Below are 24,149 nucleotides of genomic sequence, written 5' to 3'. Positions count from 1 at the left end.
GGCGTCAGCCGCGGAGGCGGGTCATGGCGGGGTCGAACAGCGGCTCCGCGGCGACCCGCGCCGCCACGCGCCGGTCGAAGTACGCGATGTCGAGGGCGCGCCCGGGCACGGAGAGCTCCGCCGGCAGCCACGCGTAGGCGATGCCCTTGCCGATGGTGTAGCCGTAGGCGGCGCTGGTGACGTAGCCGACGGGCCGGTCGCCGTCGTACACGGGCTCCTTGCCCATCACCGTCGCGTGCGGGTCGTCGACGGTCAGGCAGGTGAGCTTGCGCCGCACCTGCTCCCGGCGCCGGGCGAGCGCGGCCTTGCCGGTGAAGTCGTCCTTGTCCTCCTTGACGGCGAAGGCGAGGCCGGCCTCGTACGGGTCGTGCTCGAAGGTCATGTCGGTGCCGAAGGAACGGTAGCCCTTCTCCAGGCGCAGGCTGTTAAAGGCCCCGCGCCCGGCGGGGACGCCGCCCAGCGGCCGGGCCGCGGACAGCAGGGTGTCCCAGAGCTTCAGGCCCAGGTCCGCCGTGGTGTACAGCTCCCAGCCGAGTTCGCCGACGTAGGACAGCCGCATCGCCGTGACGGGCACGGACCCGACGTGCGCCCGCTTGGCGCGGAAGTACTTCAGGCCCTCGTTGGAGAAGTCGGCGTCGGCGAGCGGCTGCAGGACCTCGCGGGCGAGCGGTCCCCACAGGCCGATGCAGCAGGTGCCCGCGGTGACGTCGCGGACCGCGGCGGTGCCGTCGCCGGGCAGCCGCCGGGTGAACCAGTCGAGGTCGAGGCCGCCGTTGACGCCGACCTGGAAGAGGTCGGGGCCGAGGCGGGCCACCGTGATGTCGCTGCGGATGCCGCCGTCGTGGTCCAGCAGCAGGGTGTACGTCACCGACCCCACCGACTTGTCGACATTGCCGGTGGTGAGACGCTGCAGGAAGGCGGCGGCGCCGCGCCCGGTGACCTCCAGGCGCTTGAGCGCCGTCATGTCGTACAGGGCGACGGACTCCCGGGTGGCCTGGGCCTCCGCGCCCACGACCGGCGACCAGTGGCGGGCCGCCCACGCGTCCGGGGTGGGGAGGGAACGGCCCTCCACGAGCGCGGCGTTGGCCTCGTACCACTGCGGACGCTCCCAGCCGTTCGCCTCCAGGAAGAACGCCCCCAGTTCCCGCTGGCGGGGGTGGAAGGGACTGGTGCGGATCGGGCGGGGGGCGCCGGTGGGCTGCAGCGGGTGGACGATGTCGTAGACCTCGGCGAAGTTGCGGCAGCCGCGGGCGAGCACGTAGTCCGGGGCGAGCTGGTGCGGCTCGAAGCGGTTGACGTCGCATTCGTGGAGGTCGAAGGACGAGCAGTGGCCGTCCACCAGCCATTCGGCCATCGCCCGGCCGACGCCGGCCGAGTGGGTGACCCAGACGGCCTCGGCGACCCAGAACCCCTTCACCCCCGGTGACTCGCCGAGCAGCGGCATGCCGTCGGTGGTGAAGGAGAACAGGCCGTTGATGCCCTCCTCGACCTTGGCCTCGCGGGTGGCGGGGAGCAGGGACCGGGTCTCGGTCCAGGCGTCGGCGAAGTCGTCCTCGGTGAAGGCCATGACGGACGGCATCCCATCCGTCTCGCCGTACGCGGCGATCTCGTCGGCGGCGACCGGCATGGGGCGGTGGCCGTAGGAGCCGATGCCGATCCGGTCGTGGCGGTCGCGGTAGTAGAGGTCGGCGTCCTGGTGGCGCAGGATCGGGCGGACGGCCTCGGCGCCCTGGCCGGCCAGCGCGGGCACCGGACCGGTCCAGGCGAACTGGTGGGCGAGCGGGGTGAGCGGCAGCTCCATGCCCGCCATCCGCGCGATCCGGGGACCCCAGATGCCGGCGCAGCAGACGACGACGTCGGCCGCGAGTTCGCCGCCGCGGTCCGTGACGACCCCGGTGACGCGGCCCTGGTCCTGCGTGACGGCGAGGACTTCGTGGCGTTCCAGGAAGCGGACGCCGCGCGCGGCGGCGCGCCGGGTCTGCGCCTCGACGGCGAGGACGGCCTTGGCCAGGCCGTCGGTGGGGACGAACAGCCCGCCGAGGACGCGCCGGCGGTCCAGCAGGGGGTGGAGCGCGACGCACTCCTCGGGTCCGACGACCCGGCCCTCGACGCCCCACGACGTCAGCCAGCCGTGCCTGCGGTGCAGTTCGGCGAGGCGCTCGGGGGTGGTGGCCACCTCCAGGCCGCCGACCTGGAGGAAGCAGGGCCGTCCGTCGACGTCGAGGGAACAAAGCTTCTCGACGGTGTAGCGGGCGAGTTCGGTCATCGTCTTGGAGGGGTTGGCCTGGAAGACCAGACCCGGCGCGTGGGACGAGGAGCCGCCGGTGGCGGGGAGCGGTCCCTGGTCGACGACCGTGACGTCGGTCCAGCCGGCCGAGGACAGTTCGTCGGCCAGCGCCGCCCCCACGACACCCGCTCCGATGATGACCACGCGGGGTCCCGTCATCGCCACACCTCCCAGTTGCTGTCAGCGCAACATGATTCAGGTCGCGCAACTCAATGTGCCGGGCGCCGGAGAGGGTGTCAAGAGGCCCGCCAGGGGCGGGAGAAGGCCGCGCGCAGGCCCTCGCGCAGGCCCCCGGAGGGGAGGGCGGGGGCCGGGGAACGACGGTGCCCGGCGGGCTGTCGGAGCAGCCCGCCGGGCACGGGTCGGTGCACGACGAGGGGGTGGGGCGCGGCGCTACTTGATCCAGGCGTCGACCTTGCCGGGGTTCGCCTTCACCCACTTCTCGGCGGCGGCCTCGGGCGTCATCTTGTCCACGGCGATGTACTTGGCGACGAGGTTCTGGTCCTCGTTGGTCCAGTTGAAGTTCTTCACCAGGTCGTAGGCCGGGCTGCCGGAAGCCGCGAACTTCTTGCTGACGATCTTGTCCAGGTCGTAGACCGGGTAGTCGCAGGCCACCTTCTCCGCGTCGGCGTCGCAGCCGGCCTCGTACGGCGGCAGCTCGACCTTGGCGAGCGGGACCTCCGACAGGAACCACTGCGGCTCGTAGAAGTAGCCGAGCAGCCACTGCTTCTTGGCCTCGGCCTGCCGGAAGGCCTGGATCAGCGCGGTCTCGCTGCCCGCGTAGACGACCTTGAAGTCCAGCTTGAGGTTCTTCACCAGGGCCGCGTCATTGGTGACGTACGACGGGTCACCGTCCAGGAGCTGGCCCTTGCCGCCGGACTCCGAGGTGCGGAACCTGTCGGCGTACTTGTCGAGGTTCTCCCAGTTCGTGATGTCCGGGTGCTCCTTCGCCAGCCACGGCGGCACGTACCAGCCGATCACGCCCTTGTTGCCGGTCGGGCCGGCCTCGACGGCGGTCTTCTGCTGCTCGACGTACTTCTTCTTCAGGTCGTCGTGGCCCCAGTTCTCCAGGATCGCGTCGACCTCGCCGGTGCCGAAGCCCTGCCAGGCGATCTCCTCCTTGAGGTCCTTCTTCTTGACCGTGCAGCCCAGTTCCTCCTCGGCGACGTACGCCACGACGGCCGCGTCCGCCTCGTAGCCGACCCACGGGTTGACCGCCAGGTTGAAGGTGCCGCACGCGCCGGAGGAGCCGCCGGAACCGGCCTCCGACCCGCCGACCTTGGCTCCGCCGCAGCCGGCCAGGACGAGGCCGAGCGCCAGGGCCGCGGCCGTGGCCGCCCCGGCACGCCCGCGCGTGGACCGGCCGGCCGCCGTCAGGTGTGTTGTCATGTGTCTTCCGCCTCCTGCCTAGCGCCCGCCGGGCACCCTGCTGGTGCGCCCGGCCGCGGCCTGGGTGATCCGGTCGAACATCACGCCGAGCAAGACGATGGCGAGACCCGCCGCCAGCCCCTTGCCGTAGAGCTCGCCCTGCGAGAAGCCGGCCACCACGTCGTAGCCGAGGGCGCCCGCGCCGACCAGGCCGCCCACCACGACCATCGACAGGACGTAGATCAGGCCCTGGTTGGTCGCGAGCACCAGGGCGGCGCGCGACATCGGCAGCTGGACCTTGGTGACGAGCTGCCAGGTGCCGGACCCGGCGGCCGTCGCCGCCTCCACGGTCGTCTCCGGCACGCCGCGCACGCCGTCCGCGACGATCTTCATCGTCACGGGCGCGGCGTAGACGACGGCCGCGACGATCGCGGTGAAGCGGCTCGCGCCGAACAGCGCGAGGAAGGGCACGAGGTAGACGAAGGGCGGCATGACCTGTGCCGCGTCCAGGCCGGGCCGGACGATCCGGTCGGCGAGCGCGCTGCGGCCCATCCACACGCCCACCGTGACGCCGAGCAGCATCACCAGCAGCGTTGCCACGACGGTCGAGGCCAGCGTGGTCATCGCGTCCTGCCACAGTCCGGTGCCCACCAGCAGCCCCACGCACACCGCGGCGGTGGCGCCGGCGCCGTAGCCGCCGAGTACGGTGCCCAGCGCCACCAGCACCAGGCCGGTGAGCCACCAGGGGGAGTCGGTGAGCAGGGTCTGGAAGGGGTTGAGCAGGGCCGTGGTGAGCACGTCGCGGATGCCGCCCGTGATCCCGGACAGATGGTCCTGCGCCCAGGTGGTCACGGTGTCGGCGGCGCTCGCCAGGGCGCGGCCCGTCCCGCCCTCGCCGGGGAACTCCGCGGCCCAGACGTAGGTGTGGGACAGCCAGGCCGCGACGGCCGCGGCGACCGCGCCCGCGCCGAGCAGCGGCCCCCGCCACCGGCGCGGCGTCCCGCCGGAGCGCTGGGCCCGTTCCGTCCCGGCGGCGGCCGCGGTGGTCACCCGGTCCAGGACGATGGCCATGACGACGATGGCGAGCCCGGCGTTGAAGGCGGTGCCGACGTCGAGCGACTGCAGGGCCTGGACGACGGTCTTGCCGAGCCCGGGCGCGTCGATGAGGGCCGCGATGGTCACCATGGACAGGGCGGCCATGATGGTCTGGTTGACGCCCATCACCACCGTGCGCCGGGACATCGGCAGCAGCACCTTGGTGAGCGTCTGCGCCCTGGTGGACCCCAGCGACTGGGCCGCCTCCACGGTGGTCGCCGGGACCGAGCGGATCGCGTGCGCGGTGATGCGGACGGCGGGCGGCGCCGCGTAGACGAGCGTGGCGATGGTGGCGGAGGCGGGCCCGATGAGGAAGAAGAGGGTGAGCGGGGCCAGGTAGACGAAGGTCGGCATGGTCTGCATGAAGTCGAGCACCGGTGTCACGACCCGGGCGGCCCGCGACGACAGCCCGGCCCACACCCCCAGCGGGATGCCGAACAGCAGCGCCACCAGCACCGCCGCCAGCGTGAGCGCCAGGGTGTCCATGCTCTCCTGCCACAGGCCCTGCAGCCCGAGGAAGGTGAAGCCCGCCACGGCCAGCAGCGCCACCCGCCAGTTGCCCAGCGCCCAGGAGACGTAGCCGGCGATCGCGACGACGCCGAGCCAGCCGATCTGCGGCACCGGGCGGCCGTCGGGCGGCTGTGAGACCAGGGTCTGCACGAAGGTCACCAAGGTGTCGATGACCAGCCGGATCTCGTTGAAGAAGTAGAGGAACAGCGGGTTGCTGTTGCGGTCCGCGCCGATGGTGTCGTTGACGTCGTTGAACCAGCGGTGCAACGAGGTCAGATCGGCGGCCGCGAGGGCCAGCGTGTGCCGGCCGCGCAGCAGCGCGAAGAGCACCAGCCACAGCACGACGATGCCCGCCACCACGGCCGGCCGGCGCAACCGGACGGGCGCGGGCCGCTCCCGCGTCCCGGAGGCGACGACGGCCATCACGCGCCGCCTTCCGCGCCCGCGACGACGGCGAGGATCTCCTCGTCGCCGACGACGCCCAGCAGCCGTCCGTCCTCGACCACCCTGACCGGTTTCTCGGCGGCGAGCACGGCCCGCGTCGCCTCGCGCACGACGACGCCGGGGCCGAGCTCGGGGCCGTCGAGGGCGTCGTCGGGCCGGGGGTCGCGCATGATCCAGCGGAGCGTCAGGACGTCGGCCCGCGGCACGTCCTTGACGAACTCGCGCACGTAGTCGTCGGCGGGGGCGCCGACCAGTTCGTCGCCCGTGCCGCACTGCACCGTCCGGCCGTCGCGCATGATGAGGATGCGGTCGCCGAGCTTGAGGGCCTCGGACAGGTCGTGGGTGATGAAGACCATCGTCTTGCCGACCTCGCGGTGGAGGCGGATGACCTCGTTCTGCATGTCGCGGCGGATCAGCGGGTCGAGCGCGGAGAACGGCTCGTCGAAGAAGAGGATGCCGGGGTCCTGGGCCAATGCCCGGGCCAGGCCGACGCGCTGCTGCATGCCGCCGGAGAGCTGGTCGGGGTAGGAGTTCTCGTAGCCCGCCAGGCCCACCAGTTCGACGACCTCCAGGGCCCGCTTCGTGCGCTCGGCCCTGCCCATGCCGCGGATCTCCAGGCCGTAGGCGACGTTGTCGACGACCCGGCGGTGCGGCAGCAGGCCGAAGTGCTGGAAGACCATGGAGAACCGGTTGCGCCGCAGTTCGCGCAGCCGTCTGGCGTCGGCGGCGCGGATGTCCTCGCCCTCCAGCACGATGCCGCCCACGGTGGGTTCGACGAGCCGGGTCAGGCAGCGCACCAGCGTCGACTTGCCGGAGCCGGACAGGCCCATCACGACGAAGACCTCGCCGGGCGCGACGTCGAAGCCGACCTCGCGCACGGCCGCGGTGCAGCCGGTGCGTTCCATCAGTTCGCGGCGGCCGAGCCCGCACAGCTCCGGCGACCCCGGGACCCTGTCGGCCTTCGGCCCGAACACCTTCCACAGCCCGCGCACGGAGATGACCGCGTCCCGGTCCCGGCCCTGGTCCTCGTCGTGGGACGGGCCGCGCCGCTGCGGCACGTCGGTCGGTGCTGGGGTCACGGTGGGCCTCTCTTCGGCGGTCAGCCGCGGAACCAGTGCTGCGGCCTGGGTCGGATGTTCTGCCAGATGTGCTTGGGCTCGCGGTACTCGTCCAGGCCGGTCGGTCCCAGTTCCCTGCCCACGCCCGAGTGCCCGAAGCCACCCCATTCCGCCTGGGGCACGTAGGGGTGGTAGTCGTTGATCCACACGGTGCCGTGGCGCAGCCGGCGGGCGACCCGCTGCGCGCGGCCGGCGTCCCGCGTCCAGACGGCGCCGGCGAGGCCGTACTCGGTGTCGTTGGCGATGCGTACGGCGTCGTCCTCGTCCGTGAAGCGCTCGACGGTCAGTACGGGCCCGAAGGACTCCTCGTGGACGACGCGCATGCCCTGGTCGCAGTCGTCGAGCACGGTCGGCGGGTAGTAGAAGCCGTCCTGGAGCGCCGGGTCCGCCGGTCGGGTGCCGCCGCAGCGCAGCACGGCGCCCTCGGCGATCCCGGCGGCGACGTACGCCTCCACCTTGTCGCGGTGCGCGGCGGAGATCAGCGGGCCGGTCTCGGCCGCGGGGTCGAAGGGGCCGCCCAGGCGGATGGCCGAGGCGCGCCGTACGAGCTCGTCGACGAAGGCGTCGTGCACGGTGTCCTGCACGATCAGCCGGGCCCCGGCGGAGCAGACCTGGCCGGAGTGCAGGAAGACGGCCGTGAGCGCGAAGTCCACGGCCGTCTCGAAGTCGGCGTCGGCGAAGACCACGTTGGGGTTCTTGCCGCCGAGTTCCAGGGCGACCCTCTTGACCGTGGCGGCCGCCGCGGCCATCACGCGTCTGCCGGTCCCCAGGCCGCCGGTGAAGGAGACCATGTCGACGCCGGGGTGTTCGGCGAGCGGGGCGCCGGCCCCGGGCCCCGCACCGAGGACGAGGTTGCCGGCGCCCGCCGGGAGTCCGGCCTCCTCCAGGGCCCGCATCAGCAGCACGGAGGTGGAGGGGGTCAGCTCGCTGGGCTTGAGGACGAAGGTGTTGCCGGCGACGAGGGCGGGCGCGACCTTCCAGGAGGCCTGCAGCAGCGGGTAGTTCCAGGGGGTGATCAGGGCGCAGACGCCGACCGGCTCGTACTCCACGCGGCTGACGGCGTCGTCGCGGCCGGTGTCCACCACCCGTCCGGCGGAGGTCCCCGCGACGCCGCCGTAGTGGCGCAGGCAGGCGACGACGTCGGCGACGTCGTACTCGCTCTCCACGAGCCGCTTGCCGGTGTCCCGGGATTCGGCGCGGGCGACGTCCTTGGCGTCCCGTTCCAGGATGTCCGCGGTGCGCAGCAGGAGGGCGCCGCGCTCGCGTTCCGGGGTGCGCGGCCAGGGGCCGTGGTCGAAGGCGGCGCGGGCGGCGGCGACCGCGGCGTCCGCGTCGGCGCGGGTCGCCTCGGAGACCGTGGCGACCAGGGCTCCGTCGGCGGGGCAGCGGATCTCCCGGCGGCCTCCGGCCGCCGCTTCGCGCCACTCTCCGTCCAGGTACAGGTCTGCCACGCGCGGAGTCCTCGCTTCGTTGCACATAGCGCATCGAATTGCTTGTGGTGGAACACCCTGTCCGACCGGCCACCGGCCGTCAAGGGGTCTCACGGCGTGTACGGCACAACGTGACCACGTGAACGGGGCGGCCTGTCGGGTCAGTTGGCGGGCACGTCGCGGTGCCGGTAGTACCGCGTCCTCGAGGGCGGCAGCGGTTCACGGCCGAGGATCAGATCGGCCGCCTTCTCGGCGATCATCATCACGGGCGCGTAGATGTTGCCGTTGGTCACGTAGGGCATCACGGACGCGTCGACCACCCGGAGCCCTTCCGTGCCGTGCACGCGCATGCTCGCCGGGTCGACCACGGCCATCTCGTCGGTGCCCATCCGGCAGGTGCAGGACGGGTGGAGGGCGGTCTCGCCCTCCTTGGCGACCCACGCCAGGATCTCCTCGTCGGTCTCGACGCCGGGACCGGGCGAGACCTCGCCGCCGTTGAAGGGGGCGAGCGCGGGCTGGCCGAGGATGTCCCGGGCGACGCGCACCGCCTCCACCCACTCGCGGCGGTCCTGCTCGGTGGAGAGGTAGTTGAAGCGCAGCGCGGGCTTCTCGCGCGGGTCCGTGCTCCTGATCCGCACCGAGCCGCGGGCGTCGGAGTACATCGGCCCCACGTGCACCTGGTAGCCGTGGCCGCCGGCCGGGGCGGAGCCGTCGTAGCGCACGGCGATGGGCAGGAAGTGGAACATCAGGTTGGGGTAGTCCACGTCCTCGTTGCTGCGCGCGAAGCCCCCGGCCTCGAAGTGGTTGGTGGCGGCGGGGCCCCTGCGGAAGAGCCACTGCAGCCCGATGAAGGGGTACCGCCACTTGGCCAGGTACGGCTGCATGGAGACCGGCCGGGTACAGGCGTACTGGACGTAGACCTCCAGGTGGTCCTGGAGGTTCTCGCCGACGCCGGGCAGGTCGTGGACGACGTCGATGCCGAGCGCCGACAGCCGCGTGGCGTCGCCGACCCCGGAAAGCTGCAGCAGCTGGGGCGAGTTGACCGCGCCGCCGCACAGCACGACCTCGCGGGCGCGCACCTGCTCGCGGACGCCCCTGCGCCGCTCGTACTCCACGCCGACGGCGCGCTTGCCCTCGAACAGGACCCGGGTGACCAGGGTCCGGGTCCGTACCGTCAGGTTGGGGCGGCGGCGCACCGGGTCCAGGTAGGCCCGGGCGGCCGAGAGCCGGCGCCCGCGGTGGACGTTGCGGTCGAAGGGCGCGAAGCCCTCCTGGCGGTAGCCGTTGACGTCGTCGGTGAGCCGGTGGCCCGCCTGCTGGACGGCCTCGAGGAAGGCGGGGAAGAGCGGGCTGGAGGCGGGCCCGCGCTCCAGGACGAGCGGGCCGTCGTGGCCGCGGAACGCGTCGTCGGCTTCGGCGGCGAGGCAGTTCTCCATGCGCCGGAAGTACGGCAGGCAGTGGGCGTGGTCCCAGTGCTCCATGCCGGGGTCCTTCGCCCAGCGCTCGTAGTCCATGGGGTTGCCGCGCTGGAAGATCATGCCGTTGATGCTGCTGGAGCCGCCGAGGACCTTGCCGCGGGCGTGGTAGATCCGCCGCCCGCCCATGTGGGGTTCGGGCTCCGACTCGTAGCCCCAGTCGTAGAAGCGGCTGCCGATGGGGAAGGTGAGCGCGGCCGGCATGTGGATGAAGACGTCCCAGGGGTAGTCCGGACGGCCGGCTTCCAGGACCAGCACGCGGTTGGCGGGGTCGGCGGAGAGCCGGTTCGCGAGGGCGCAGCCGGCGGAGCCCCCGCCGACGATGACGAAGTCGTACTGATCGGGAGCCATGTCAGCCTCGCCTCATTCGTCTCATTCGTCTCACTCGTCTCACTCGTCCCGACTGCCCGGCGTGCCTCGGTCGCGCGGTCGACAGGTCGACTGGCGCAGCATGCTAGTACGGTGCCGCTATGCGCACCAGGTTGCGAACGGCGCAACTTGCCCCGCCCGATGGCGGATTGGGGTCGCCCCCGGCCCCTGTCCGGGGGATCGGCGCGTCGTTGTTTACCGCGCGTATAGTTTCGCTGTGAGCAACTTCAGTGCAGATACCGAAACAAGCGGTGCACAGCCGGGCGGCGTCCAGTCCGTCGACCGGGCGATCAGCGTGCTGGAGATCCTGGCGCGGCGCGGCGAGGCCGGCGTGAGCGAGGTCGCCGCCGAGATCGAGGTCCACAAGTCGACGGCGTTCCGGCTGCTCGGCGCGCTGGAGGCACGCGGCCTGGTGGAGCAGGCGGGCGAACGCGGCAAGTACCGGCTCGGCTTCGGCATCGTACGGCTGGCCGGCGCGGTGACCGGCCGCATCGACATCACGCAGCAGGGCCGGCCGGTGTGCGAGCGGCTCGCTGAGGAGATCGGCGAGACCGTCAACATCGCCGTGATGGAGAAGCACTTCGCGATCAACCTGTACCAGGTGCGGGGACCGGCGGCGGTCACCGCGCACAACTGGGTCGGCCAGCTGACCCCGTTGCACGCGACCTCCAGCGGCAAGGTCCTGCTCGCCCACCTCCCGGCGGGGCGGCGCGCGGAACTCCTCACGGACGCGGGCCTGGAGAAGCTGACCCCGCACACCCTCACCTCGCGGACGAAGCTGGAGAAGGACCTCGCCGGGGCCCGGGAGCGCGGGTACGCCGTCACGCTGGAGGAACTGGAGATCGGCCTGCACGCGATGGCCGCCCCCGTCCGCTCGCGCGACGGCGAGGTCATCGCCGCCGTCAGCGCCTCCGGCCCCTCGTACCGCTTCACCCAGGAGCGCATGCGCGAACTCGCGCCGCTGCTGGTCGCCGGGGCGGCCGAGATCAGCCACCGCATGGGCTACCTGGGCTGAGCCGTGCCGAGGCGTCCGTGCACCCAGTCGTGGAAGCCGGCGATGTGGTGCTCGCTCGGGACCAGGACCCCGCCCTTGGCGTAGAGCCGGGAGGACATCGCGGGCTGGCAGCGCTCGCAGGCCTCGAAGTCCTGGCGGTTGACCCGGTCGAAGAGCTCGACCGAGCGGCTGAGGTCCCTGCCCTCGGCGACGACCTCCTCCAGGTAGAGCCAGTCGCACTCGACGACCGTGCGGTCCACCGCGAGCGGGTACATGCGGTGCAGGATCACGTGGTCCGGCACCAGGTTGACAAAGACCTGGGGTTTGACGGTGATCGCGTAGTAGCGGCGGTCCTGGTCCGCGGAGACCCCGGGTATACGCGCCAGGCCGGGCGAGCCGTCCACCGTGAAGCCCTCGACGTCCGCACCGAACTCGGCGCCGTGGCCGACGTAGTACTGCGCGGCGTAGCCGTCGGCGAACTCCGGCAGCACCTCGGTCAGTTCGGGGTGGATCGTGGCGCAGTGGTAGCACTCCATGAAGTTCTCGACGATGAGCTTCCAGTTGGCCCGGACGTCGTAGACGATCCGCCGGCCGACCCTCAGGTCCTCGATGCCGTAGCGCTCCAGGGACGCCACGTCCCCGAGCCTGGTCACGACCTCGGCGACCACCTGCTCCTCGAAGGAGGGCGGGTCCTCGGCCAGGCAGACCCACACGTAGCCCAGCCATTCGCGGACGTGCACGGGGACGAGCCCGAACTCGGTGCGACCCACGTCCGGCATCTTGGTGAGGTTGGGGGCCGCCACGAGCCGGCCGTCCAGGTCGTACGTCCAGGCGTGGTACGGGCATTGGAACGCCCGTCTGACCTCGCCGCCCTCCTCGGTGAGCAGCCGGGCGCCGCGGTGCCGGCACACGTTGTGGAAGGCCCGCACCGCGTGGTCGCGGGAGCGGGTGACCAGGATGCTCTCGCGGCCGACGTCCACCGTCCTGAAGGCGCCCGGCCTGCCGAGTTCGGAGGAGCGCGCCACGCAGAACCACATCGCCTCGAAGATGCGCTCCTGCTCCTGGGCGAAGATCCCCGGGTCCGTGTAGTAGGAGCCGGGGAGGGTGGCGATCAGGCTGTCCGGCAGGCCGGTCGGGGTCACGGGCACTCCTTGCAGGACGTTGTGTAATGAGCAACGGAGTGTGCACTGCGCAACTGCAGCATGTGGCGCCGGTACGGTGCTGTCAAGACGTGAGGGCGGCCAGCCGCTTGCGCCAACGGGTGAACGACCGGGGCCGGTTCATCCCCAGCACGGCCACCGGCACACCACCCCTGCGGTAGACGGCGAGCACGTCGCGCCCTTCGGGCGCGCCCTCCTCGACCGTCACCGAGTCGGCCCCCGCGGCGCGGCCCGTGAACTGGATGCGCACGCCGTACTGGTCGGACCAGAAGTACGGCGGCCGGGGCGCCCGTTGACCGCCCGAGCCGCCCGGGCCACCCGGGCCACCCACGCCACCCGCGCCGCCCGGGCCACCCTGGAGCAGCGCGGCGACGGCGGTGGCCGGGCGCTCCAGCGCCGCCGTCCAGTGCTCCACGCGGTGGTGCGCCCCGGCGGCCGGGTCGTACCAGGCGGCGCAGTCGCCGACGGCGACGACGCCCGGCAGGCTCGTCCGGCCGTCCGCGCCGCAGAGGACTCCGTCGCCGAGCCGGATCCCGGACCCGGCGAGCCAGTCCACGCACGGGCGGGCCCCGATCCCGGCGACCACGGTGTCCGCGGGGAGCCTGCGGCCGTCGGCCAGGACGACGGCCGCCACCCGCCCTCCGCCGTCCGTCTCGGTCCCGCGCACCCCCGTGCCGCACAACAGCCGTACGCCGTGGTCCGCGTGGAGGCCGGACACGACGCCGCCCATCGTCTCGCCGAGCGGCCCCGACAGCGGGGTGGGCGCGGCCTCGACGACAGTGACGTCGAGGCCGAGGGCGTAAGCGGTCGAGGCGACCTCGGCCCCGATGAAGCCCCCGCCGATGACGACGAGCCGCCCGCCGCGTGCCAGGTCGGCCCGCAGCGCCCGGGCGTCGTCGAGGGTGCGCAGCGTGTGCACCCCGGATCCGGCCGCCGCGCCGGGCAGCGTACGGGCCGCCGCCCCGGTGGCGATGACGACGCCGTCCGCGGTGACGGAGCGGCCGTCCGCGAGCCGGACGCCGCGGGCGCCCGGGGCGAGCGCCACGGCCCGTGCGCCGAGCAGCCATTCGGCCCCCAGGTCCTCCCCGTCCGCCTCCAGCACCAGCGCCGGCTCCTCGGCCCGTCCCGCGAGGAACTCCTTCGACAGCGGCGGCCGGTCGTACGGCCGGTGCGGCTCCTCGCCCACGACCACCAGCCGCCCGTCGAACCCCCGGGCACGCAGCGCCCGCGCGGCCGACAGCCCCGCCAGCGAGGCGCCGACCACGAGGACCGTCCTCACCCGGCTCCCCCGGCGGGCCGGCCGGCCGCGCACGACGGCGGCCCCGGGACGGCCGGCGACAGCCGTACGTGGATCGTGCCGTCCTCGACCACGACCTCGTGGGTCCGCACGGGCCGCCGGGCCGGGGGCGCGTCCACCGCACCGGTCCGCAGGTCGAACTTCGAGGCGTGCAGCGGGCATTCGACCTCGCAGCCCTCCAGCCAGCCGTCGGCGAGCGACGCGTCCTGGTGGGTGCAGGTGTCGTCGACGGCGTAGAGCTCGCCCTCCTCGGTGTGGAACACCGCGACGGGCGGGTCGGTTTCGAGCCGGAAGGCCTCGCCACGCGGGAGGTCCGCGAGCCGGCACACGGGAATCATCATGACACCTCGGTGCGTATGGCGGAACGGATTGCGATTGACGCAACATCAGTGTGGAGCTGCCCCCCACCCCTGTCAAGGCATCGCCCGGAGACCCGGACGCCGCACCTGACGGGGGATCATCCGCCGCTCGCGGGGTGCCGGCGGCGGGACCGTCGCGATTCGGTCACAGGGGGTGTCCGGGTTCCACCGAATGACATAATCCGTTCCTCTTCTGCATGACAACGGCCGGAATCCGGCCCGGAGGAAGTGACCCACGGCATGAACGTGACCGTTTCGGCCCAGCAGCCGCCCCGTGTGCTGGTCGTGGAGGACGAGGCGAGCATCGCCTCGATGCTCGCGATGGCGCTGCAGTTCCTGGGCTTCGACGTCGTCACGGCCGGCACCGGCGAGGAGGCGGTGAGCGCGGCCGCCGAGCGCGCGGCCGACGTGATCCTGCTCGACGTGGGGCTTCCCGACCTCGACGGCTTCGAGGTGTGCCGCAGGCTCCGCGCCGCCCGGGTCGACGCGCCCGTCCTCTTCCTCACGGCCCGGGACGCGGTCGAGGACAAGATCAGGGGCCTGGCGCTGGGCGGCGACGACTACGTCACCAAGCCCTTCGACATCAACGAGGTCGCGGCCCGGGTGAACGCCCTGCTGCGCCGGGGCCGGGCCCCCGAGCCCGCCGGGCGCCGGCTGCGCGCGGGCTGGGTCGAGCTCGACGCGGACACCCACGAGGTGTGGCGGCACGGCCGGCCGGTCCAGGTCTCGGCCACCGAGTTCGCGCTGCTCCGCTTCCTGCTGGAGAACCCCGACCGGGTGGTCTCCAAGGGACAGATCCTCGACGCCGTGTGGAGCTGCGGCTTCCAGGGCGAGTCCGGGATCGTGGAGACCTACATCTACTACCTCCGCCGCAAGCTCGGCGACACCGATCAGTCGCTGATCCGCACCGTACGCGGGGCGGGCTACCTGGTGAGGGCCGCCCAGGCGGGCGATACGGCTCCGCGCTGACGGTGCCCGCGCGCGGCGCTATGTTGGCTTTCGGAGGAAGAGCCGACGAGAAGAGGGCATGATCCCCAACGAAGCCGCCGCCCAGGAGCCTGAAGCGCCGCTCGAGCAGCCGGGAGCGGAGCGGCTCGGGCTGCTGCGGTCCTCGGGCGACGACCAGGGCGAGCGCGAGGCGCTGCGGCTGGGGCTGCAGCAGGCCGTGGCGGCGCTGAACGGCCTGGGCGGACTGGTCCACCTGCGCGGGCAGGAGGCCCGGGGCGGAGTGCCGCTCCGGCTGGCCGCCAGCAGTGGTCTGCCCCGGAACCTCACCCGGGGCTGGCTCTTCCTCCCCCCGCAGGACGGCACCGCGCCCAGCCGTGCGACCAACGACGGCGAACCGGTGTGGCTGCCCACCACGGGGACGACCCCCGGCCCGCTGCCCGGCGGATCCGGGCTCGCCGCCGTCCCCCTCCCCGGCCCGGAGGGCCCGCTCGGCGCGCTCTCCGTGGTGACCGCGGACGCCGCGCCCCCGACCCCCGGCGAGTGGGGGCTGCTGCGGGCGATCGCGGCGTGGGTGTCGGAGCGGCTGGGCCGGACGGCGGCCGTCGAGTCGCGCGAACGCTGGCGCCTGGCGGAGGGCGGCCCGGGGCCCGGGCCCGGGCCCCGGGAGACCCCTTCCGACGTGGGCATCGGCACCTGGGAGTGGAACGTCCGCACCGGAGAGGCCTACCTCGACGAGACCGCCCGCTCCGTGTTCGGGATGTCCCCGCAGATGTACGACGGGCGCCTGGAGACCTGGGTGGAGCTGGTCCACCCCGAGGACCTGCCCTGGGTGATCGCCGACGCCGAGGAGGCGGCCCGGGCCGCCGGAGGGTTCGCCTGGGAGTACCGGGTCCGCCGGCCGGACGGGAGCTTCCGCTGGGTGCAGGCCCGCGGCCGCAGCGTGCTCGGTGAGGACGGCAAGGCCGTACGGCTGGCCGGTGTGCTCTGGGACAGCACCGAGACCCGGGTCGCGACGGACGCCGTCGGCCGGGCCCTGCGCCACATGAGCGACGGCTTCCTCGCGGTCGACGACGACGGCCGCATAGCCTTCGCCAACCCGCAGGCCGAACGCCTGCTCGGGGCCCGGCGGCCCCTGGTCGGGGAGGTGCTGTGGGACCTGCCCGGGGTGCGCGACTCCGAGCTCGAGGCCCAGTGCCACCGGGCCGCGGAGGGCGACACCGTCAGCGCGGACATCGCGTGGGACGGCGGCAGGCGCCGCTACCACCTGCGGGTCCTGCCCGTGCCCGACGGCCTGACCCTCTACCTCACCGACGTCACCGAGCGGCGGCTCGCGGAGGAGGCCCGCGCCGACGCCGCCCGCACCGCCGCCGACCGCGCCGCGCACATCGGCCGGCTCACCACCGCGCTCGCCGAGGCCGTCACCGTCAGGGAGGTCGTCGCCGCCGTCGCCGACCGCGTGCTGCCGCTGTTCGACGGCACCGGGCTGATCATCAAGACGTTGGAGGGCGACCTGCTGCGGGTGGTGGGCTTCGTCGGCTACCCCCCGGGCCTGATGGAACGCCTCAGCCGGACCCGGCTCATCGAGGGCAGCCCCAGCACCGACGCCATCCGTGACCGCGTGCCCCGCTACATCACCTCCGCGAAGGAGTTCCGGGAGGCGTACCCGCACCGGATCGCCTTCCAGGAGTGGTCCCAGAAGCACGCCTGGGCCTTCCTCCCGCTGATCGTCTCGGGGAAGGCGGTCGGCTCCTGCGTCGTCTCCTTCTCCGAGCCGCGCCCGTTCAGCGAGGAGGAGCGCACCCTGCTGACCGCGCTCAGCGGACTGGTCGCCCAGGCCCTGGAGCGGGCCCGGCTCTACGACGCCGAGCACGGGCGGGCGCAGGAACTGCAGCGCGGGCTGCTGCCGCGCCTCCTGCCCGAACTGCCGGCGGTCAGCGCCGCGGCGCGCTACCTGCCCGCCGTCGAGGGGACGACGGTCGGCGGGGACTGGTACGACGTCATCCCGCTCTCCGCGGACCGGGTCGCGCTGGTCATCGGCGACGTGATGGGGCACGGGATCTCCGAGGCCGTGACGATGGGGCGGCTGCGCACCGCGGTGCACACGCTCGCCGGCCTCGAACTGCCCCCCGACGAACTGCTCGCCCACCTCAACGACCTGGTCAGCGACCTCGGGGACGACTTCTACGCGACCTGCCTGTACGCCGTGTACGACCCCGCCAACCACACCTGCACCTTCTCCCGGGCCGGGCACCCGCCGCCCGCTCTGGTGCTGCCCGACGGCACCGTCCACTTCGCCGGGCACTCGCCGGACGCCCCGCTGGGCGCGGCAACGCCGCCGTTCGCGACGGTGGAGCTGGAGATCCCCGAGGGCAGTCTGCTGGTGCTCTACACCGACGGCCTGGTCGAGTCCTCCCGCCGGGACATCGACACCGGCATGGCCGGGCTGGCGAAGGCCCTCACCGGCGCGCAGGCCGCCGCGCACACGCGGCCGGCGGAGGGCCGCAGGGGCGAGGCGGAGCGGCTCGGGAGGCTCTGCGACGAGGTGGCCACGGCCCTGGACCCCCACCAGCAGCACGCGGGGGACGACGCGGCCCTGCTCATCGCCCGCACGCACGCCCTGGCGCCGGGCGACGTCGCCACCTGGTCCCTGCCCGAGGACCCGCTCTCCGCGGGCGAGGCACGCGAGCACGTCCGCCGCCGGCTGGACGCCTGGGGCCTGGACGAACTGGTCACGACGACCGAGCTGATCGCCAGCGAGCTGGTCGGCAACGTGGTGCGGCACGCCAAGGGCCCCATCGGCCTGCGGCTGATCCGCAGCCGCACCCTGGTCTGCGAGGTGTCGGACGGCAGTCTGAGCACCCCCCGGATCCGGCACGCCGGCGACACCGACGAGGGCGGCCGCGGACTGCAGCTGGTGGCCGCGCTGTGCCAGCGCTGGGGCACCCGCTACGTCCCCGGCGGCAAGTGCATCTGGACCGAGCAGGCGATCCCGGACCAGCCGTGACGTCCGTCGATACCCTGCGCCAACTCTGATCGGGCTTTGATGTGACTCTGATACTCCGGTGCTTGGCTTGCGCGCATGACCACCCACGCACCGGTGTCCACGGGCCTGGATTCCTGTCTTGACCTGGGATTCACCGACTCCGGCGGAGGCGAGCCCTCGCTGCGGCGGGAGCTGTTCGCCGCCCTGATAGAAGTCGTCTCCGGCTCGGGGCAGTGGAGCGAGCAGACCGCCGCGCGGATCCGCGGCGAGGGGGTCGCCTGGGCCGCGCGCGGCCGGCCGGTCAGCGCGCTGCGGGTCGCCGTCCGGGAGACGACGGAGTACATCCTGGTCTCCAGCGGGCAGGGGGCGGCCGGCGCCGCCGACCGCTCCCGCGACGAGTTCGCGCGGCGCCTCTCGGACGCCGGGCGCCGCGTGAGCCGGGAGCTGGACCGGGGCTTCTTCGCCCGGCCCGGGCGGGAGGCCCCCGCCTCGGCCCCGGAACCACCGCGCCCCGGCCCCTCCCACGCCCCGCCCGCCTACGCCGTGATGGCGCTGCGCGCGCCCGGCCGCGCCCTCGCCGACGTCGAGACGGTGGCCCGCGGCCACGGCGGCCCCGAGACCGCCGTGCTCCCCTCGGGGCGCGGGCCGTACGTGCTCACCCCCTCGCCGCGCCCCGAGGAGTCCCTCGACCTTGCGGCCCGCATCCACCGGGACCTCGGCGGGACGGCCCTGCTCGCCGTGGACTGGAAGCCGTACAACGAGGTGACGGCCGGTCAGCTGCTGGTGGACGACATCTGCGCGGTGGTGGACGCGCTGGGCTTCGGGCCCGGCGTCTACCGGCTGGACGACGTCCTGGTCGAGTACGCGGCCGCGCAGACGCCCGACATCGCGCAACGGCTGGTCGGCATGGTGCAGCCGGTGCTGGACGACCGTGTGCTGCGGGAGACGCTGCGCGCGGTGATCTCCGCCGACGGCGACCCCGACCTGGCGTGCGAGCTGCTCACGCTGCGCCGCAAGTTCTTCGACCGCCGCCTGCGCCGGGTCGAGGAGCTGACCGGCCGCCGCGTCGACGGCCCACGCGACCTGCAGGTCCTCCGCACGGCCGTCGCCGTCGCCGCGATCATGCGCCAATGAGCTCCGCGACGCGGCCGGCCCCGCCGGCCACCCTGTAGGGGGGCGGGGGGATGCCCTCGGACGCTCGCCTCGCTCGTCAACCGCGCTGACCGACGACCCCGCGACCGCGGCGCCGACCCGTCCTGCGTCACCGCTTCCGCGATCACGCGCCGGCGAGCCACCGGGCCCGCCGACCACCCCGCAGGAGGCCGGGGGGGTGCCCTCGCGACGCTCGCCCGACACGTCAACCGCGCTGACCGACGACCCCGCGACCGCGGCGCCGACCCGTCCTGCGTCACCGCCTCCCCCGCGTCACCGACTCCGCGATCACGCGCCGGCGAGCCACCGGGCCCGCCGACCACCCCGCAGGAGGCCGGGGGGTGCCCTCGCTACGCTCGCCCGACACGTCAACCGCGCTGACCGACGACCCCGCGACCGCGGCGCCGACCCGCCCCGCGTCACCGCCTCCGCGATCACGCGCCGGCGAGCCACCGGGCCCGCCGACCACCCCGTAGGAGGCCGGGGGGGGTGCCCTCGCGACGCTCGCCCGACACGTCAACCGCGCTGACCGACGACCCCGTGACCGGGGCGCCGACCCGCGCCATGCGTCACCGCCTCCGCGATCACGCGCCGGCGAGCGGCCGGCCAGGAGTGACCGCCCTCGCCCGGGCCGCCGATCACCGCCGCTGGTTCACCGCACTTCCGCCACCCGGCGCGGCCCGGGCGCCGTGAGCGCCGGGGATCCGCACGCGTACCCGTGGCACGCCGCGCCGCGTCGGCGATCCGCCCGACGGACCGACCCCGGCAACGCCGCCCTCATGCCCCCGTGAGCGCCGGCAGGCGTACGCGGAACCACGCGCCGGACTCCGAGGGCTCCACGCGTACCGACCCGGCGTGCGCCGCGGCGATCGCGGCGACGATGCTCAGGCCCAGGCCGCTGCCGGGGGCGGGGCGGTCGTCCGCGGGGGCAGGGCGGGCGGGGCCGCCCCCGACGCGGAAGAAGCGCTCGAAGACCCGCTCGCGCAGGTCCGCGGGTATCCCGGGACCGCCGTCGACGACGTCGACGATCTGCTCGTCGCCCTCGCGGCCGACCCGCACCTCTGCGGGGACGTCGTGCGCGGTGTGCGCGGCGACGTTGGCCAGCAGGTTGGTGACGACCTGGCGGAGCCGGTCGGGGTCGCCGGTCACCATGTGGGACCCGGGTTCCACAAGGAGGGTCACCGGGCGGGCGGGGTCGACGACGCGGGCGTCGGCCACCGCGTCGGCGCACAGTTCGGCCAGGTCGACGGGGCGGCATTCGAGCGGACGGCCCTGGTCGAGGCGGGCGAGCAGCAGCAACTCGTCCACGAGGGCGGACATCCTGCGGGTCTCGTTCTGCACCCGGCGCATGGCGTCGTCGAGGCGGGCCGGGTCGTCGAGGGCGCCGAAGCGCACCAGCTGCGCGTAGCCGCCGATCGCGGTGAGCGGGGTGCGCAGTTCGTGGCTGGCGGCGCCGACGAAGTCGCGCAACTGCTCCTCGGCCTTGCGGCGGCGGTTGAACTCCTCGTCGACGCGGCCGAGCATCGCGTTGACGGCGTCGGCCAGCGCCTCCACCTCCGCGGTCGACACCGGGGCGGAGACCCGCTGCGAGGGTGCGCCCTCGGCGGCGAAGCGGCGGGCGGTGGCGGTGATCTCCTTGAGCGGCGAGATGGTGCGGCGGCTGAAGTAGAGGGCGCCGAGCACGACGCCGGCGATCAGCGGCACACCGGAGAACGCCTCGATGACGACGAGGTTGTGCACGGTGGCGGCGTCGTCCGCGGTGGACTCCGCGATCACCAGGTAGCCCCCGTCGGGCAGCTTCTCCACGACCGCCCGCATCGGGGCCGGGCCGACCGCGCCCGCCCGGCCGGCGGTCGCCATGCGCTCCAGGTCGGCGCTGGAGAGCCGGATCACGGCCCGTTCCACCATCGCGCCGGACTCGCGCTGCACGACCCTCCCGATGGCGTCGGTGAGCAGCACCACGGCGGTCGCCCCGGCCGGCTTGAGGTCCGAACTGGTCTCGAGCTCGTCGAGGCGGTCCTGGCGTATGGAGGCGAGCTGCTGGTCCAGCCGGTTCCGCAGGCCCTCGGCGAGGGCACGCGCGGCGTAGACGTCCGCGGCCGCGACACCGATCGTGGTGATCGCGAGGAAGCCGAGTGCGAGGCGCCAGTACAGCGAGCGGGGCCACCAGCGCAGCCGGCGCCGTCTGCCGGGTGTCTCCACGTGCCCACCCCTCATTCGGTTCCGGCCGCCGTCCGAGCCGATACTAGGACAGCCCCCGGACACGTCCGTTCGACCTGATCGAGCCGAGGAGACCGCACCATGCGCATCGCCGTCCTGGACGACTATCAGAAGGCGGCGCACCGGTTCGCCGACTGGGACGCGCTGGGCGCGGAGGTGGTCTTCCGCCACGACCACCTCGCCGGTACGGCCGAGCTGGCCGAGGCGCTGGAGGGCTTCGACGTGGTGGTCGCCATGCGCGAGCGCACCCCGTTCACCGAGGAGCGCTTCGCGGCGCTGCCGGCGCTGCGGCTGCTGGTGACGACGGGGATGGCGAACGCGTCCGTCGACCTGGACGCGGCCCGCCGGCACGGTGTGACGGTGTGCGGCACGGAGAGCGTCCCGCACGCCACGGCGGAGCTGACCTGGGGGCTCGTCCTGTCGCTGGTCCGGCACATCCCCGAGGAGGCGGCCGGGATGCGGCGCGGGGAGTGGCAGCACACGATCGGCGGCGACCTGCACGGCCGGACGCTCGGCGTCGTGGGCCTGGGCCGGCTGGGCGCGCGGGTCGCCGCGATCGGCACCGCCTTCGGGATGCGCGTCCTGGCCTGGAGCACCAACCTCGACCCGGAGCACGCCGCCGCGTGCGGCGCTCAGGCGGTCGGCAAGCGGGAGCTCTTCTCACGGTCCGACGTCGTCACCGTGCACTACAAGCTCGGCCCGCGCAGCACGGGTCTGGTCGGCGCGGAGGAACTCGGCTGGATGAAGCCCACGGCGCTGCTGGTCAACACCTCGCGCGGGCCGCTGGTGGACACCGGGGCCCTCGTCGCGGCACTGCGCGAGGGGCGGATCGCCGGTGCGGCGCTGGACGTGTTCGACACCGAGCCGCTGCCCGCCGGGGACGTCCTGCGGACCCTGCCCGGCACGCTGCTCACCCCGCACCTGGGCTACGTCACGGAGGCGACGTACGAGGTGTTCTACCGGCAGGCGGTGGAGGACGTCGCGGCCTTCCGCGACGGCGCGCCGCTGCGGGTGCTCACGGCCTGAGCGGAGGCACCTCTCCGGCCGAGCCGGCGTCCCGGCTCCCGCGGGGACCCGGGCCGGACGGCTCGGGTCCCCGCGGGTCCGGCGGCACGCGGGCTCAGTGCCCGCGGGCGATCCACTCGTCCAGATGCGGTGCCTCGGCACCGATGGTGGTGCTGTCGCCGTGGCCGGTGCGGACGACCGTGTCCGGCGGGAGGCTCAGCAGCCGCTCGCGGATGGAGTCGACGATGGTCGGGAAGTCCGAGAAGGACCGCCCCGTGGCCCCCGGGCCGCCTTGGAAGAGGGTGTCGCCGGTGAAGACGGTGCCGAGGGACGGCGCGTACAGGCAGACGGCGCCCGGCGCGTGGCCGGGGGTGTGCAGCACCGTGAGCTCGGTGCCCGCCACCGTGATGACCTGACCGTCGGTCAGCTCGCCGTCCGGGGAGCGGTCGGGGTGGGTGTGCTTCCACAGCGGCAGGTCGTCGCCGTGCAGCAGGATCGGCGCTCCGGTGCGCGCCGCGAGCGCGGGCGCGGCGTCGATGTGGTCGTTGTGGGCGTGGGTGCTGACGATCGCGACCAGGCGGCGGCCGCCCAGCGCCGCGGCGATGGCGTCGGCGTCGTGGGCGGCGTCGACGACGATCGCCTCGGTGTCGTCGCCGACGATCCAGACGTTGTTGTCGACGTCCCAGGTGCCGCCGTCCAGCGAGAAGGTCCCCGAGGTGACGAGGTGGTCGATGCGGGCGGCCATCAGAGGACCACCACCGAGCGCAGCACGTCGCCGTGGTGCATCCGCTCGAACGCCTTCTCCACCTCGTCCAGGGCGATGGTCTCGGTGACGAAGGTGTCCAGGTCCAGCCGGCCCTGCAGGTGGAGGTCGATGAGCATGGGGAAGTCGCGGGAGGGCAGGCAGTCGCCGTACCAGGAGGACTTCAGCGCGCCGCCGCGGCCGAAGACGTCCAGCAGCGGCAGTTCCAGCTTCATCTCGGGGGTGGGCACGCCGACCAGGACGACGGTGCCGGCCAGGTCGCGGGCGTAGAAGGCCTGCTTGTACGTCTCGGGGCGGCCGACGGCCTCAATGACGACGTCGGCGCCGAAGCCGCCGGTCAGCTCGCGGACCGCCTCGACGGGGTCGGTGTCCTTGGAGTTGACGGTGTGCGTGGCGCCCAGCTTCTTCGCCGTCTCGAGCTTCCGCGCGTCGATGTCCACCGCGATGATCTTCGCTGCGCCGGCCAGCCGGGCGCCCGCGATCGCCGCGTCGCCGACGCCGCCGCAGCCGATCACGGCGACGGAGTCGCCGCGGCCGACGCTGCCGGTGTTGATGGCCGCGCCGATGCCCGCCATGACGCCGCAGCCGAGCAGTCCGGCGACGGCCGGGGAGACGGACGGGTCGACCTTGGTGCACTGCCCGGCGTGGACGAGGGTCTTCTCGGCGAAGGCCCCGATGCCGAGGGCCGGGGAGAGCTCGGTGCCGTCGAGCAGCGTCATCTTCTGCTTGGCGTTGTGGGTGTTGAAGCAGTACCAGGGGCGACCGCGCAGACAGGCACGGCACTGGCCGCACACGGCACGCCAGTTGAGGACGACGAAGTCACCGGGGGCGACGTCGGTGACGCCCTCGCCGACCGACTCCACGATGCCGGCGGCCTCGTGGCCGAGGAGGAACGGGAAGTCGTCGTTGATGCCGCCCTCGCGGTAGTGCAGGTCGGTGTGGCAGACCCCGCAGGCCTGGATCCGGACCAGCGCCTCCCCCGGTCCCGGATCGGGCACGACGATCGTTTCCAGGCTGACGGGGGAACCCTTCTCCCGGGCGACGACGGCACGGACCTGGTGGGCCATGGGGTACTCCTCGGCTGGTACGGATCCCTGAGGCGGGCGTTTCCCATTACGGCACATTCCGCACGTGCCGCAACGCAAGCATCGACGACGGCCGACAGGGCGGTC

17 protein-coding genes are annotated in these 24,149 nt (G+C 73.6%); 5 read left to right on the top strand and 12 right to left on the bottom strand.

What is annotated here, in order from left to right; translation table 11 throughout:
* Positions 1-4: 4 nt before the first annotated feature.
* From ACFZAU_RS35460 to betA, 6 genes are all read right to left on the bottom strand, one after another.
* A complete protein-coding gene (locus ACFZAU_RS35460; protein WP_500555583.1) occupies positions 5-2,446 on the bottom strand; it encodes a GcvT family protein in 2,442 nt (813 codons plus the stop codon).
* Between the two features lie 234 nt (positions 2,447-2,680).
* Entirely contained in the window at positions 2,681-3,676 is a 996-nt protein-coding gene (locus ACFZAU_RS35455; RefSeq protein WP_500555582.1) for an ABC transporter substrate-binding protein, read from the bottom strand.
* Positions 3,677-3,694: 18 nt separating this feature from the next.
* A complete protein-coding gene (locus tag ACFZAU_RS35450; RefSeq protein WP_500555581.1) occupies positions 3,695-5,683 on the bottom strand; it encodes an ABC transporter permease in 1,989 nt (662 codons plus the stop codon).
* Entirely contained in the window at positions 5,683-6,783 is a 1,101-nt protein-coding gene (locus tag ACFZAU_RS35445; RefSeq protein WP_500555580.1) for a quaternary amine ABC transporter ATP-binding protein, read from the bottom strand. Before ACFZAU_RS35445 ends, ACFZAU_RS35450 begins: the two co-directional genes overlap by 1 nt.
* Positions 6,784-6,803: 20 nt before the next feature.
* The gene (locus tag ACFZAU_RS35440; RefSeq protein ID WP_500555579.1) at positions 6,804-8,273 is read right to left on the bottom strand and encodes an aldehyde dehydrogenase family protein; all 1,470 of its coding nucleotides are present in this window, start codon (positions 8,271-8,273) and stop codon (positions 6,804-6,806) included.
* A gap of 140 nt (positions 8,274-8,413) precedes the next feature.
* Positions 8,414-10,078 (bottom strand): choline dehydrogenase, encoded by a 1,665-nt coding sequence (betA, locus tag ACFZAU_RS35435; protein WP_500555578.1) that lies wholly within the window; start codon positions 10,076-10,078, stop codon positions 8,414-8,416.
* A gap of 235 nt (positions 10,079-10,313) precedes the next feature.
* On the opposite strand from betA, the gene ACFZAU_RS35430 reads away from it, so the two are divergent.
* Positions 10,314-11,111, top strand: coding sequence for an IclR family transcriptional regulator (locus ACFZAU_RS35430; protein WP_500555577.1), 798 nt, complete (start codon positions 10,314-10,316; stop codon positions 11,109-11,111).
* Here ACFZAU_RS35430 and ACFZAU_RS35425 read toward each other — a convergent pair.
* The 3 genes from ACFZAU_RS35425 to ACFZAU_RS35415 form a co-directional block, all read right to left on the bottom strand.
* Positions 11,099-12,232: an aromatic ring-hydroxylating oxygenase subunit alpha gene (locus ACFZAU_RS35425; protein ID WP_500555576.1), complete on the bottom strand. Its 1,134-nt coding sequence runs from the start codon at positions 12,230-12,232 to the stop codon at positions 11,099-11,101. The two genes, ACFZAU_RS35430 and ACFZAU_RS35425, sit on opposite strands and share 13 nt — an antisense overlap.
* An 82-nt stretch (positions 12,233-12,314) precedes the next feature.
* Entirely contained in the window at positions 12,315-13,529 is a 1,215-nt protein-coding gene (locus ACFZAU_RS35420) for an NAD(P)/FAD-dependent oxidoreductase (RefSeq protein WP_500555575.1), read from the bottom strand.
* Entirely contained in the window at positions 13,526-13,888 is a 363-nt protein-coding gene (locus tag ACFZAU_RS35415) for a bifunctional 3-phenylpropionate/cinnamic acid dioxygenase ferredoxin subunit (protein ID WP_499603258.1), read from the bottom strand. Before ACFZAU_RS35415 ends, ACFZAU_RS35420 begins: the two co-directional genes overlap by 4 nt.
* A gap of 258 nt (positions 13,889-14,146) precedes the next feature.
* On the opposite strand from ACFZAU_RS35415, the gene ACFZAU_RS35410 reads away from it, so the two are divergent.
* The 3 genes from ACFZAU_RS35410 to ACFZAU_RS35400 all read left to right on the top strand — a co-directional run bounded on the left by ACFZAU_RS35410 (position 14,147) and on the right by ACFZAU_RS35400 (position 18,971).
* Positions 14,147-14,875, top strand: coding sequence for a response regulator transcription factor (locus ACFZAU_RS35410; RefSeq protein ID WP_500555574.1), 729 nt, complete (start codon positions 14,147-14,149; stop codon positions 14,873-14,875).
* Positions 14,876-14,933: 58 nt separating this feature from the next.
* Entirely contained in the window at positions 14,934-17,858 is a 2,925-nt protein-coding gene (locus ACFZAU_RS35405) for a SpoIIE family protein phosphatase (protein ID WP_500555573.1), read from the top strand.
* Positions 17,859-17,933: 75 nt separating this feature from the next.
* Positions 17,934-18,971 (top strand): helix-turn-helix domain-containing protein, encoded by a 1,038-nt coding sequence (locus ACFZAU_RS35400; RefSeq protein WP_500463344.1) that lies wholly within the window; start codon positions 17,934-17,936, stop codon positions 18,969-18,971.
* A 795-nt stretch (positions 18,972-19,766) separates the two neighbouring features.
* Here the strand turns inward: ACFZAU_RS35400 and ACFZAU_RS35395 are convergent.
* Entirely contained in the window at positions 19,767-21,191 is a 1,425-nt protein-coding gene (locus ACFZAU_RS35395) for a sensor histidine kinase (RefSeq protein ID WP_500555572.1), read from the bottom strand.
* Between the two features lie 99 nt (positions 21,192-21,290).
* Between ACFZAU_RS35395 and ACFZAU_RS35390 the strand changes: the two genes are divergently transcribed.
* Complete coding sequence (locus ACFZAU_RS35390; protein WP_500555571.1) at positions 21,291-22,235, top strand: D-2-hydroxyacid dehydrogenase family protein; 945 nt, start codon at positions 21,291-21,293, stop codon at positions 22,233-22,235.
* Between the two features lie 94 nt (positions 22,236-22,329).
* On the opposite strand, the gene ACFZAU_RS35385 is transcribed toward ACFZAU_RS35390, so the two are convergent.
* Positions 22,330-22,959 carry an MBL fold metallo-hydrolase gene (locus ACFZAU_RS35385; RefSeq protein WP_499603264.1) on the bottom strand — a complete coding sequence of 210 codons (630 nt, stop codon included), beginning with the start codon at positions 22,957-22,959 and terminating at the stop codon, positions 22,330-22,332.
* A complete protein-coding gene (locus ACFZAU_RS35380) occupies positions 22,959-24,044 on the bottom strand; it encodes an S-(hydroxymethyl)mycothiol dehydrogenase (protein WP_500555570.1) in 1,086 nt (361 codons plus the stop codon). Before ACFZAU_RS35380 ends, ACFZAU_RS35385 begins: the two co-directional genes overlap by 1 nt.
* Positions 24,045-24,149: the final 105 nt, after the last annotated feature.

Source organism: Streptomyces sp. NPDC008238 (assembly GCF_042956445.1).
Lineage (GTDB): Bacteria > Actinomycetota > Actinomycetes > Streptomycetales > Streptomycetaceae > Actinacidiphila.
Note: the sequence above shows the minus strand (reverse complement) of the source record. Positions and strands in the feature narration are given on the sequence as shown.

What these genes read in the sequence shown, in the direction of transcription:
- ACFZAU_RS35460 (WP_500555583.1), bottom strand. Translation starts at nt 2,446, where the DNA reads ATGACGGGACCCCGCGTGGTCATCATCGGAGCGGGTGTCGTGGGGGCG.
- ACFZAU_RS35455 (WP_500555582.1), bottom strand. Translation starts at nt 3,676, where the DNA reads ATGACAACACACCTGACGGCGGCCGGCCGGTCCACGCGCGGGCGTGCC.
- ACFZAU_RS35450 (WP_500555581.1), bottom strand. Translation starts at nt 5,683, where the DNA reads ATGGCCGTCGTCGCCTCCGGGACGCGGGAGCGGCCCGCGCCCGTCCGG.
- betA (WP_500555578.1), bottom strand. Translation starts at nt 10,078, where the DNA reads ATGGCTCCCGATCAGTACGACTTCGTCATCGTCGGCGGGGGCTCCGCC.
- ACFZAU_RS35415 (WP_499603258.1), bottom strand. Translation starts at nt 13,888, where the DNA reads ATGATGATTCCCGTGTGCCGGCTCGCGGACCTCCCGCGTGGCGAGGCC.
- ACFZAU_RS35410 (WP_500555574.1), top strand. Translation starts at nt 14,147, where the DNA reads ATGAACGTGACCGTTTCGGCCCAGCAGCCGCCCCGTGTGCTGGTCGTG.
- ACFZAU_RS35405 (WP_500555573.1), top strand. Translation starts at nt 14,934, where the DNA reads ATGATCCCCAACGAAGCCGCCGCCCAGGAGCCTGAAGCGCCGCTCGAG.
- ACFZAU_RS35400 (WP_500463344.1), top strand. Translation starts at nt 17,934, where the DNA reads ATGACCACCCACGCACCGGTGTCCACGGGCCTGGATTCCTGTCTTGAC.
- ACFZAU_RS35390 (WP_500555571.1), top strand. Translation starts at nt 21,291, where the DNA reads ATGCGCATCGCCGTCCTGGACGACTATCAGAAGGCGGCGCACCGGTTC.
- ACFZAU_RS35385 (WP_499603264.1), bottom strand. Translation starts at nt 22,959, where the DNA reads ATGGCCGCCCGCATCGACCACCTCGTCACCTCGGGGACCTTCTCGCTG.
- ACFZAU_RS35380 (WP_500555570.1), bottom strand. Translation starts at nt 24,044, where the DNA reads ATGGCCCACCAGGTCCGTGCCGTCGTCGCCCGGGAGAAGGGTTCCCCC.